The 11,823-nt window shown below is 54.8% G+C and carries 8 protein-coding genes and 1 riboswitch; of the genes, 2 read left to right on the top strand and 6 right to left on the bottom strand.

The window, feature by feature from the left end; all coding sequences use genetic code 11:
- Positions 1-46 precede the first annotated feature (46 nt).
- From RZA33_RS02055 to RZA33_RS02040, 4 genes are all read right to left on the bottom strand, one after another.
- On the bottom strand, positions 47-625 hold the full coding sequence (locus tag RZA33_RS02055; protein ID WP_317506180.1) for an NnrU family protein: 579 nt from the start codon (positions 623-625) through the stop codon (positions 47-49).
- A gap of 166 nt (positions 626-791) precedes the next feature.
- Complete coding sequence (gene corA, locus RZA33_RS02050; protein WP_317506179.1) at positions 792-1,760, bottom strand: magnesium/cobalt transporter CorA; 969 nt, start codon at positions 1,758-1,760, stop codon at positions 792-794.
- Positions 1,753-3,210: a diguanylate cyclase domain-containing protein gene (locus RZA33_RS02045; protein WP_317506178.1), complete on the bottom strand. Its 1,458-nt coding sequence runs from the start codon at positions 3,208-3,210 to the stop codon at positions 1,753-1,755. The genes corA and RZA33_RS02045 overlap by 8 nt, the downstream gene beginning before the upstream one ends.
- 73 nt (positions 3,211-3,283) lie before the next feature.
- On the bottom strand, positions 3,284-4,654 hold the full coding sequence (locus RZA33_RS02040; protein ID WP_317506177.1) for a sodium:solute symporter: 1,371 nt from the start codon (positions 4,652-4,654) through the stop codon (positions 3,284-3,286).
- A riboswitch (TPP riboswitch) is annotated at positions 4,644-4,752 on the bottom strand. (Overlaps the previous gene by 11 nt.)
- 289 nt (positions 4,753-5,041) lie before the next feature.
- Between RZA33_RS02040 and RZA33_RS02035 the strand changes: the two genes are divergently transcribed.
- Positions 5,042-5,734 (top strand): hypothetical protein, encoded by a 693-nt coding sequence (locus RZA33_RS02035; protein WP_317506176.1) that lies wholly within the window; start codon positions 5,042-5,044, stop codon positions 5,732-5,734.
- A 16-nt stretch (positions 5,735-5,750) separates the two neighbouring features.
- Here the strand turns inward: RZA33_RS02035 and RZA33_RS02030 are convergent, their stop codons facing one another.
- Positions 5,751-6,752, bottom strand: a complete 1,002-nt coding sequence (locus tag RZA33_RS02030) for an alpha-E domain-containing protein (RefSeq protein WP_317506175.1) — start codon at positions 6,750-6,752, stop codon at positions 5,751-5,753.
- Positions 6,753-6,756: 4 nt separating this feature from the next.
- Positions 6,757-8,238 carry a circularly permuted type 2 ATP-grasp protein gene (locus RZA33_RS02025; protein WP_317506174.1) on the bottom strand — a complete coding sequence of 494 codons (1,482 nt, stop codon included), beginning with the start codon at positions 8,236-8,238 and terminating at the stop codon, positions 6,757-6,759.
- A 364-nt stretch (positions 8,239-8,602) separates the two neighbouring features.
- On the opposite strand from RZA33_RS02025, the gene RZA33_RS02020 reads away from it, so the two are divergent.
- Positions 8,603-11,785: a transglutaminase family protein gene (locus RZA33_RS02020; protein WP_317506173.1), complete on the top strand. Its 3,183-nt coding sequence runs from the start codon at positions 8,603-8,605 to the stop codon at positions 11,783-11,785.
- Positions 11,786-11,823: the final 38 nt, after the last annotated feature.

The following is an 11,823-nucleotide window of genomic DNA, read 5'->3' as shown; positions in this document are numbered from 1 at the left end:
ACGATGGCAGCAGCGCTTTGGCGTTACATAAACAACAGCCGAATCGTTAACTAAACACAGGAACGCCAATCAATAGCATGTGTAGGTAGAAGGCAAAAATCACATACGCCACCAAGCCTAATAATACCGTGGCAATGGTTGCCATCTTGGAGGTGTTGACCGGTGCTGGCGGTGAAAGACGGTCGCGCTTTTTAGCCGTTTTAAAGGCCAGGATCGCCCAAACCAGAAAGGCAACGAAAAAGATGATATCGCCCAGGCGCCCGTTGACGAGCAGGTGAGCAAACGCCCAGATTTTAACTGCCAGCATCATTGGGTGGCCTAGTTTGGCCTTAATGGCATTGCCCGGGACATAGGCCGCTACCAACATAATGAAGGCAGGCACCATCAGCAGCGCCACTGCATGGCGTAAGCCCATGGGCGGAAACCAAACCACAATAGGATCGAGGCGCATCTGCCCGTAACCATAAATCGCAATGGCGAGGCCAACGACAGACACTGCCGAATAGGCGATTTTCCAGTTGGTCTTACCAAATTTGGCAATCTGCTGCTGACGCCAGTTTTCAGCAAAAATACGCACGGAATGGCTGCCTAAAAAAATCAGCAGGCCAATAATCATAATGGTCATGGAAGTACTCCCAGGTAATACGCTAGTGACGGCTTTAAGCCTTATAGTCTTGGTCGCTGCAGAGGATGCCACAGACAGCCGCCAACCACATATTAATGCGTCAACTTTTCGCTCACCTAAAAGCTCAACATGCCGACAAAAGGGGCGCTAGCCTAGTTACTTGACGCTAAAACCAGTGCTTGCGCCTGAAAAGTAAAATCAATAGTCCACCGATTCCAAGCATCACGCCCCAGACAAAAAAGTAACCATACTCGTAGCGCAATTCGGGCATATTGTCGAAATTCATGCCATAAATACCGGCAATAAAGGTCAGTGGCACAAAAATCGCGGTGATCACCGTAAGTACACGCATGGTGATGTTTAACTGGTGGGAAGAAATAGAGATATAGCCGTCGACTAAGTCGCCGCAAATATCGTAGTACATTTGGGTCAGGGTGTAGAGCCGTTCAAAACGTTCGGCCACATCGTTAATCGCGTGCAGGGTTTCACTTGCTTCACGGGGCAGATGTTCATAGTCGTAGGCCGTCAGCTCTTGAGTGATCCCTTTGTGATAACTAAAGATACGGCGCATTTTGACCAATCGAGAACGGTAGCTGATGATCTTGCGCATCAAAACATCATTACCGTTTTCTAACAGCTCATCTTCGAGATCACTTAGCTCCGTTTCAAACTCAAGCAGGCTGTCGATATAGAAGCCTGCGGATATATACATCACCCTCAGCGCCACGTGCTCCGGGTGATGTGCTAAAAGCGTTTTGCCGTGGTCGTTGAAAAGGCGCTCAATACTTAACGCCTCCCCGGGATGAAGGGTAATTAGAAACCTCTCGCCGACAAAGAAGCACAGCTGCTGAGGCTGGTAGTTCAGCTTTGCATCGAATGACGAGATGCCGCGATAAATAATCAGCGTGTGGTTATCAAACTCTTCTATTTTCGGCGGGTGGCGCTCTTTGTGTGCGTCCTGGATCGACATCGGATGCAACTCAAAAGCCCCTAAAATAGTCCGTTCGCGCTCTTGAGTCTCGCCCTGCATATCGATCCAGATATGGCTATCGGGTGTGGCTTGCCACATTGCGAACAGGTCTTCATCACCTTCGTGAACCGCCCCATCAGGGGTGGTCAAAAGCGTTCTAATCATGTTCATCCTTGAGACTGGGTACATCGGGAGCAGTACTATCGGCAGGGCGTGCCATGCTTACCTGGGCCTTGCCTAAATGTTTAGCTTCGTACATGGCTACATCAGCGCGTTTAAGTAGCTCTTGAGCGGTTTCCCCAGCGCTAGGTGAATAGAGAGCGACACCTATACTGGTGCTTACCCTCAGGTTTATCTCGCCCATCGCGACCGGCTTTTCTGTTACATCCACGAGGGACTGAGCCAACGGTTGAACAGCGTCGGAGGCGACGCTTTCTAATAAAACCACGAACTCATCCCCCGCCCAGCGGGCGACATAATCGGTTTCGCGGACGGCCGATTTCAATCGCTTAGCAATCTCACGCAACAACGTATCGCCGGTGGCATGCCCGTGCTGATCATTAATCGCCTTAAACCCGTCTAAATCCATAAACAGCACGGCAAGGTTTTTTTGCGAGCGGCGCGCACGTGCCATCGCTTCAGTCATGCGTTCATTCAGGGCGCGCCGGTTGGGCAGCTGGGTTAATACATCTTCACGGGCTTCCTGGTCGCGAAGCCGCTCCAACTGCTGACGCTCGGTAATATCGTGGATAAACAAACTGCGCCGCTGTTGGCCATCAATGCGCAACGATTTTATGCGGATTTCTACCGGCAGTTGACTACCGTCGTGGCGTTGGGCGGTGGAAATCAACGGCGCTTGTTCGTCGCTGGCGGGTAACCCTTGTGGAAACATTAGCTGAGTGATCGGCCTTGCCAGCGCTCGTTTGCGTGACCAACCGAACATCATTTCCGCTGCGCGGTTCCAGTCCAAAACCACGTCTTGTGTATCCAGGCTAATATAAGCGTCGTAGGCCGATTCGATGACCAGATTGAGCTCGCTAGTACGCCGCTCTATTTGGCTTTCCATACTTTCATGAAACGCTTTCAGCGCTTGCTGCGTGGCCTGCTTGGTCTTCTTCTCAAATACCAGCCGTTCACGTAGGTGAATTTCATCGGTGACGATAGCCGTTAGGTCTTGCATAACCGCTAACTCATCTTGTTGTAGCGTACGCGGTTTAGTGTCGATGGCACACAGCGCCCCAAGCGGCAAGCCTTGGGAAGAGAGCAGTGGAAAACCAACGTAAAAGCGAATGCCTTCCCGAGCGGTCACGAACGGGTTATTAGCAAAACGTTCGTCCGCCGTGGCGTCTTCGACGATGAGAGGTTCAGCTTGCATAATGGTATGCGCACAGAAAGCCACATCTCTTGACGTCTCGCGCGTCTCGACACCGATGCTCGACTTAAGCCACTGCCGATCAGCGTCAATCAACGATACCGTTGCAATGGGTACGTTGAGCAGTTTCGTCACCAGCCGGGTAACACGGTCAAAGACGGGCTCATGAGGTGTATCAAGCAGTTCAAGCTCATGCAGAATTGCCAAGCGCGCATCTTCATCAGGTGTTATAGGGTAAGCCATTTTGATATCACCCATCATGGTAGGCGTTTACCCACCATCATAACGCGATTGGCGCCTTCCTGCTTATGGTTGTCTACTTTCTAATCACCCCTGCGAGTACCACGCTAACCACGGTGGAAGCCACCAGCGCCCCCAGAAACGGCCCTAAGGTCGGCACACTGCCTGGAAAACTAGCCGCCAAGAAGCCCGCCACAAGGCTGCCTTGGCTAATCCAGCCAGGTAAAACGGCCCCGATTAGCCCGGCAATTCCGCCCCCTACTGCGGCAAAGGGTGTCATTCGTTGCCACAGGCCCAGCAGCACGGGGACCACAATAGCAGCACACAGTAAGTCGGCGATTAAAAACAGCCGCAGTACGGATAACCCCTGCAAGGCAATGATAACCACTGGAATCATCAAGGCGATGGTAATCCAGCGGGCAGCCACTAATGAGACGCCGCGTTGCTCGCTGCGGGCCACTACCAGGGAAGCAATACCGTTCTGTAGTGTATCGACGCTGGAGGCCACCAAGGTAACGGCGAGTACCAGCGCCGGTAACGATAGCCAAGCGGGTGCCTCAGACAGTAGCGCAAAAAACGGTATTGGCGGCTCACCTAGTGCGACGCCACTCATTGCCGCCAAGGTGCCCAAGCTGCCAATTATCATCACGACGACAACGGTCATGCCTCCGCCTAACCAGGCGCCACGCCCCAGGCTTTGATCATCCTGGGCAGCCCAAACGCGTTGCCAATAACCCTGGTGGAACAAGTTGGCCGCCGTGACCGCAATGACGAGCGTTAGCGCCACACTGAGCGCGTTTGTTACGGGCACTGAAGGCAGCGTCGCCCCGTCTGGGATTGCGGGCAACCGCCATAACGCGACGCTGCCCACCGCCAACAGTAGCGCTAGCAAAAGCCAAGCCTGCCAGCGGTCGGTAGCCAGGCTGGCGCGCAGCCCGCCCACTGCCGTATAAATAAGCGTGGTTAGTGCCACGCCGATAATCACTAGCGCAGGCGGCACGTCAGAAAGTAACCCGGTGATCGCCCCGATGGCCGTTAGCTCTGCGGCCAAAAAACAAGCCATATAGCCAACAGAGACCAAGGTTACCCAGTGCCTTACCCCCCTGCCGTAGCAAGCTTCGGCGAACTCAGCGATGCTTCGGCCTTCGGGTAACACCCGGCGGATTTTAGGCCCGTAAAGGCCTAATACGATAAATGGCAAAGCCGACCCTACGGCATAACCCGCCAGTGCTAAAGGCCCTACAAAAGCACCAATTTCAGGGGGCGCAAACAAAATCCAGGCGCCCATACCAGAGGCAAGAAAGGAGAGTCCAAGGGTCGAGGATGTTTGCGAATTGCGTGCCGTGACATAGTCATCAACCGGGCCATCCACCCAGCGAGCACGTAAACCTAAATAAGCAAAACAGCATAGCGCCGCGCCCAGCACGGCTGATGTCAGGTAAAGCATGTCGCACTTCCTCCGCCGGTACGAACCGGATCAGGTTCCAGGGTCTGCGCGCTGCGCATTCTCAGCCTTTTCCAACAAAGGCTCCCCTGGCGACAGTGAATTTAAGTAAGTATCTCAACGCTATCTTCAATTAAAAGCGCACGTTAGTAAAGTTTAAACGCTGTTCACAATAGGTCAGCTAGATTAAAAACGCATTAAAAAATAATCACATAACCGCTGGGTGTGATGACGATGAATTACCTCATTAAAACGGTTTAGCTAACGCATAGTAAAACGCGAGCATAAGAAACTTTTCATCCGCTGCTCTGCCCGCCATACTGCGTTAGCGATCTATCATAAAAGCAGCGCGTCAATCCGCATAAGCAGCTCGTTTAAAGGGACACCGTCATGATTCATAACGAAGCCAAGGAACACACCGTTGGTCGGCTAAACGAACTATTTGCCGACCCCTACCGCGCGTTCGACAACGAGACGGATGAGCGTCAGCTGCATATTCGCATTATGCTGCATATGCTATTGGCCCGCCCGATGCAACGCGGGCAGGTAACCCTGCGGGTTATCCACGGCTGGGAAAATGGCGGCTATGAGCCGGAAGACCTTCAGCACATCGACTATCCGCTTAATAACGTGGACGATTTCAAGCGCGCGGTCAAAGACTTTGAATATGCCTCCAAGCACAATACCGCTCTACCGACCGACACCACCGCCGTTCTTGACGATCCGCTAGCCGAGGCGATTGCAAATGCCGAAACCTTGGGCCAACGCCTTCCCCGAGACATTCGCAGCACGCCGGCTCACTGGCAAACTTTCGAGGGCGGACTGGCTCTCTACACTCTGTTTAAAATGTACCATCGCTTGGTGTATAGCGAAGACGACGCCTACCGGAGCACGCAGTGCCTGACATCACACGGCTTGCGTGAAATACACGAGTTTCACCTTGAAGAGGGAGAGTTCGCGCTACTGGTCCCACCCGCTTCAAGCTTTATGGATGAGTCTTACCTGCTTGTATTACACGAAAGCCAGCTTGACCCAATCGAGCAGTTACTCGAAGAAAGCCTGCCACTATTCGACAATTTTTAAGCCACCGGAAAGGCCGCTAGTCATTATCGTTTTCGCCCACGTGGTGCTGACTTTGGTGCTGCGTCGCCGCCATCGGCACGGCGTCATCATTGACGAAATAGGTCGCACTCAGCATAGCGTGGATGGCGGCAAAGCCAATCTGCAACTCATCGATAAATGCATGCAGCTTACTGGGCGAATGGGCAAGCGCTTGAATATCGGCATCTACCACGTCGGCTCGCACCAAGGAGACAGTCGCCACCGGCCGGTCCTGGCGAGGTAAGAGCGTCAGCTCGTAGCCGAGTGTTTCAAGGCTGCAGGCGATCGAGCGCGGCAGATTGGGGTCTTGCAACAAAAAGCGCAGCACATCCGGCCCGCGCACGCGCAGACGCACCTGCTGGCGATACATTTGATAAGCGGTAATCGATTTAAGCACACTCATCCACTGCAGATTCTCAAACGGCAGCAGCTCTTCTGGGTTTTGCGGCAACAAGCTGGCAGAGCGCACATCAACAATCCGCGTGGTCATATCGGCCCGTTCCAACTGGCGCCCCAGCTCAATAAAAGTGCGCGCCGGACCATGGCTCAAGGTGCCTTCAATGAGCCCGGTCAGCGTTTGGCAGCCACGTATGACGTTTTTAAGAAAGCTATCCCGCCGCCGCGGACTAACACCGTTTTCGACGTGATCTGACACATTTAAATATAGCTGGTTAATTTCCTCCCAAATCTCCCGCGGAACCACGTCTCGGGTGGTTCTCAAATTTTCCCGAGCGCTAGCCAGTGCTGAAATAATCGAAATATCGTTGTCGGCATCAGCGCATAAAAAGTGCACCACACTACGTTCATCAAAGTCTGTATGGCGGGCAGTGAAGGCCTCCCGGCTGCCGGTCATCTCAATCAGTGGCGCCCAGCCCAGCGGCAGGCGCCCGGGTAAATCGAGCATTAGGTGACTATTGACGCTCAATAGGCGTGCGGTATCTTCTGCGCGCTCGATATAACGCGCCATCCAATAGAGGTTTTCTGCAACGCGTGACAGCATGGCGTTAGGCTCCTTTCACCGCGGCCGCTGCCGCTTTATCGTCGGTTTCTACAATCCAGGTGTCTTTACTGCCACCGCCTTGAGAAGAGTTGACCACCAGCGAGCCCTCAATTAGCGCCACCCGGGTAAGGCCACCGGTGGTCACGTGGATTTCAGGCCCTGAGAGAATAAACGGGCGTAAATCCACATGGCGAGGCTGCGCTAAACCATCGGAAAGAGTTGGCGTCGTCGACAGTGCCAGGGTGGGCTGGGCCATGTAATTGCGCGGGTTCGCCTCGATCAAACGGGCAAACTCTTCACGGGTTTCTTTAGTTGAGCGCGGCCCAATCAGCATACCGTACCCCCCTGACTCGTTGGCGGGCTTCACCACCAACTCCTCAAGATGGTCGAGCACATAGCGGCGGTCTTCCTCAAACATGCACAAATAGCTGGGCACGTTGGGCAACAGCGGCTCCTGATCGAGATAGTAGCGAATAAGCGCGGGCACAAAGGCATAGACGACTTTGTCATCCGCTACGCCAGCGCCCGGGGCATTAGCCAGCGCCACATTGCCTGCCCGCCAAGCGCGCATTAGCCCCGCCACCCCTAGCATTGATTTAGGGTTAAAGGCTTCCGGGTCCAAAAACTCGTCGTCCACACGACGGTAAATCACATCGACCCGGCGGCGCCCTTCTACGGTGCGCATATACACCACGTCATCGTCATCAACGACTAGGTCGCTGCCCTGTACCAGTTCCACGCCCATTTGCTGAGCGAGGTAGGCATGCTCAAAGTAGGCGGAGTTATAAATACCAGGGGTCAGTACCACCACCTGCGGATCATCCCCAGGTCGCGGCGACATGGCCGCCAGCATGTCGTAAAGATTGGCTACGTAGTCGTCCACGGGCAGAATTTTGCCTGAGGCAAACAGCTCCGGCAGCACCCGCTTAGTGACGTTACGGTTTTCAAGCATGTAAGAAACGCCGGAAGGAATACGCAAGTTATCTTCCAGCACATAGAGCGTACCGTCGCCATCGCGCACTAAATCCGAGCCACAAACATGCGCCCACACGCCGTGAGGTGGGTTAATACCAACACACTGGGGGCGGAAGTTAACCGATTGCGCCAGCACTTCTGCTGGCAGCACTTTGTCCTTAATCACTTTTTGATCATGGTAAAGATCATCGATAAATAAATTTAGCGCCTGCACGCGCTGTTTAAGGCCCGCCTCAGTTTTGCGCCACTCACTGGCAGGAATAATCCGCGGCACGATATCAAAGGGCCAAGCCCGGTCGATCATGGACCCTTCAGAATAAACGGTGAAGGTAATACCCATGGTACGAATAGCAATCTCGGCGGCGTTTTTTCGCTCTGCCAACTCTTCAGCGCTAAACCTTGCCAACATATTGCACAGTTCACCCGCTGACGCGCGCGGCTGACCGGGTGCCACCATCAGCTCATCGTAATAGTCACTACACGCATAGTTATTCCAATTTACTTGGCTCATGGGCGCTCTCCTGGCGCTGGGGTAAAAGCAGCAACATCCTCAATGTTCAGTGTAGGTCTGCCGCTTGCAAAACATTCAAACAATTTAGAGCAATATACGTACCAGCTTTGGCGTTATTTCAACGATTGCTTACCCAAACGTTACTTATTAGCAATCTCAAGCACAAAATAGTGTCTTATTGCACCGCTTTAGCGCACACAAGAAGCTTTAATTTGGTGCATTAACGCATTTACACTTTTGTTAAACGTCTTAGGTCAGATACCAGCTGCAAAAAAGTAAAAGTGGAACGATACTTGCGGAGCATTCGGTTATTCCCTAACGCAACCGACTATCCGGTTGATAACGGTTCCTTTGAGGGTGGCCCATGACCATTCGCGTTGCCTTGCATCATCGCACGACTTACCACTTTGACCGCCCGGTGCGCCTTTCGCCGCATGTGATTCGCCTACGCCCGGCGCCTCACTGTCGCACGCATATTGAGGCTTACTCGCTCAAACTCTCCGGCGATGACCATTTTATTAATTGGCAACAGGATCCATTCGGCAACTTTAATGCCCGCGTCGTCTTTCCCGAACCGCGACAAGCGCTAACCATTGCCGTTGAGTTAATTGCCTCAATGACGGTCATTAATCCCTTTGATTTCTTTTTAGATGAGGTAGCCCAAACGGCTCCGTTTGCCTACCCAGCGTTGTTGCGCCAAGAATTAAGCTTCTATCTGGAAATCACTGAAGCCGGACCGCGGCTGATGGCGTGGCTTGAAGCCGTTCCGCGCGAACCCACCACGACCGTCGATTTTTTGGTCGCGCTTAACCAGCGCCTGCAGGACGACATCGGCTACTTGGTGCGTTTAGAACCCGGCGTGCAAAGCTGCGAAGAAACGCTGATGCTTGCCAGCGGCTCCTGCCGCGACAGTGCCTGGCTGCTGGTGCAGATTTTTCGTCACCTGGGGCTCGCCGCACGCTTTGTGTCGGGCTACTTGATTCAACTCAAGTCAGACGTCAAAGCCCTGGATGGCCCCAGCGGTAGCGATGAAGATTTCACCGACCTACACGCCTGGACCGAAGTGTTCCTGCCTGGGGCCGGCTGGGTAGGCCTGGACCCAACCTCAGGCCTGTTCGCTGGCGAAGGCCATATTCCATTGGCCGCCACCCCTACCATCGGCAGCGCGGCCGCGATTACTGGATCTTCCGAAAAGTGTGAGGTCAGCTTTGATGTCACCATGGAAGTCGAGCGCATCCACGAAGACCCGCGAACCACCAAGCCGTATAGCGACGTGCAGTGGCAGCGAATCGGTGCGCTAGGCGACCAGGTTGACACTGAACTTAACCAGCAGGACGTACGCCTGACCATGGGCGGCAAGCCAACCTTTGTGTCGGTCGACGACATGGAAAGCCCACAGTGGAATACTCACGCACTAGGCGAACACAAGCGCGAACGCGCGGAGGCGCTAATGACTCGCCTTCAGGCGGCCTTCGCACCCGGCTGTATGATTCAGCAGCAGCAAGGAAAATGGTACCCCGGTGAACCGCTGCCGCGTTGGGTGCTGGCCTGCTACTGGCGTAAAGACGGCGTACCGCTATGGCGGGACCCAACGTTGCTCGCCTTCATGGCCGAGGCTCCCAAGGTAGCCGCAGACGACGCAATCGCTCAGCGTTTTACCGCAGCGCTAAGCGAGCGCCTGAGCGTGGACGAGCGCTACTGGATCCCGGCCTATGAAGATAGCGATTATTATCGTTGGCAAGAGCAGTCGCTGCCGATCAACGTTGACCCACGTAACGCCAGTATCACAGACAGTGCTGAACGTCAGCGGCTAGCACGGCTATTGCAGCAGGGCCTGGACGCAGTGGTCGGCTATGCCCTGCCCCTGCGCCATTCGCCTAGCCAAGCCCACCGCTGGGAAACTAGCCGCTGGCCGTTCAAGCGTCACCATCTTTTCTTAGTACCCGGCGACTCGCCCATGGGGCTGCGCCTGCCGCTCTCTGCTTTATCATGGGCTGACTTGGAACAAGCGCCTGCGGAAAGTGACCACCACAACGGTATTATTCGTACCAGCCTATGCGTGGAGTCACGCGATGGCCGTTTGCATATTTTCCTGCCGCCGCTGACCCGTCTGGAGCACTACCTCGCTCTGATCAACAGCGTGGAAGAATGCGCCTGCGAGCTCGCTTGTCCGGTCATTATTGAAGGCTACGCACCGCCTCAGGACCCATGCTTGGAAAACGTAATGATAACGCCCGAGGCCGGTGTGATCACTGTCGATATGATGCCGGCAGCGAGTTGGCAAACGCTGGTGGCGCAGACCGAACGCCTCTATACCGATGCATGGGCGGCGCGTCTGGGCACCGAAAAATTCATGCTCGATGGGCGTCATACGGGGACAGGCGGCGGTCACCCTGTCACCCTGGGCGGTATCACCCCAGATGACTCACCGTTTTTACGCCGCCCGGACCTGCTCGCAAGCTTAGTGACTTACTGGCAGCACCACCCGAGCCTGTCTTACCTGTTTGCAGGTTTATTTATTGGCCCTTCCAGCAAAGCCCCACGGGTGGATGAAGCCCGCCACGAGGCCCTTTACGAGTTGGAGGTCGCCCTGCAGCAGATACCCGCAGACGACCTGAACCAGCCTTGGCTAGTGGATCAACTGCTGCGCCCTCTGCTCACCGACTTAACCGGTAACAGCCAGCGCGCCGAGCTATGTATCGACAAACTCTACCCGCCGGATAGCAGCGACAAGCAGTTGGGCCTGTTAACACTATGCGGCTTTGAAATGCCGCCGCATGCCCGCATGGGGCTGATGCAGATGCTGCTGGTCCGCGCCCTGGTAGCACGCTGCTGGAAAACGCCTTACCGGGCCAAGCCAGTGCGTTGGGGCAGTGCGCTGCAGGATCGCTGGATGCTTCCCCACTACCTGTGGAGTGACCTTGACGACGTGCTGAGTGACTTGCGCCACCACGGTTTCGATTTTGACCTGGAGTGGTTTGCCCCTTTCCTGGCGTTTCGCTTCCCGCTGCACGGACGCTTGCATACCCCCATGCTGGATATTGAGCTGCGCCAAGCAATCGAACCCTGGCATGTCGTGGGTGAAGAAGCGGTCGCTGGGGGTACTGCCCGCTACGTCGACACCTCAGTGGAGCGCCTGGAAGTCAAAGTCAACGGTATGAGCGGTGACCGTTACGTGGTTACCTGCAACGGTCGCCGGGTACCGCTTTCCGCGACGGGTAGAACCGGTGAAGCGGTAGCCGGGGTGCGCTATCGTGCCTGGCAGCCACCATCAGCGCTGCACACGCAAACTCCCATTCACGCACCGCTGGTGTTTGATGTTATCGACACTTGGAACCAACGCTCAGTTGCGGGCTGTACTTACCATGTGGCGCACTCCACGGGTCGCAATTTCGACACCTTCCCGGTCAATGCGTTTGAAGCCGAAGCACGCCGACTGGGGCGTTTTAGTGACAGTGGACACAGCCATGGCCACCAAGTTCCCAAGCTGGAAACCCCCAGCCTGGAGCTACCACAAACGCTAGACCTGCGCTGGACGCCAAGCTAATGCTTTTATCTTAGCGGCCAGTGCAGGATAATCAGCCT

It is taken from the genome of Halovibrio sp. HP20-59, assembly GCF_033052795.2.
Classification (GTDB): domain Bacteria; phylum Pseudomonadota; class Gammaproteobacteria; order Pseudomonadales; family Halomonadaceae; genus Vreelandella.
The sequence above is the reverse complement of the archived record's forward strand: the minus strand, read 5'-3'. Positions and strand labels throughout refer to the sequence as shown.

Bases quoted from the DNA above. Each gene is read 5' to 3' on its own strand.
- RZA33_RS02020 (WP_317506173.1), top strand. From the start codon at position 8,603: ATGACCATTCGCGTTGCCTTGCATCATCGCACGACTTACCACTTTGAC.
- RZA33_RS02040 (WP_317506177.1), bottom strand. From the start codon at position 4,654: ATGCTTTACCTGACATCAGCCGTGCTGGGCGCGGCGCTATGCTGTTTT.
- corA (WP_317506179.1), bottom strand. From the start codon at position 1,760: ATGATTAGAACGCTTTTGACCACCCCTGATGGGGCGGTTCACGAAGGT.
- RZA33_RS02030 (WP_317506175.1), bottom strand. From the start codon at position 6,752: ATGCTGTCACGCGTTGCAGAAAACCTCTATTGGATGGCGCGTTATATC.
- RZA33_RS02035 (WP_317506176.1), top strand. From the start codon at position 5,042: ATGATTCATAACGAAGCCAAGGAACACACCGTTGGTCGGCTAAACGAA.
- RZA33_RS02045 (WP_317506178.1), bottom strand. From the start codon at position 3,210: ATGGCTTACCCTATAACACCTGATGAAGATGCGCGCTTGGCAATTCTG.
- RZA33_RS02055 (WP_317506180.1), bottom strand. From the start codon at position 625: ATGACCATTATGATTATTGGCCTGCTGATTTTTTTAGGCAGCCATTCC.
- RZA33_RS02025 (WP_317506174.1), bottom strand. From the start codon at position 8,238: ATGAGCCAAGTAAATTGGAATAACTATGCGTGTAGTGACTATTACGAT.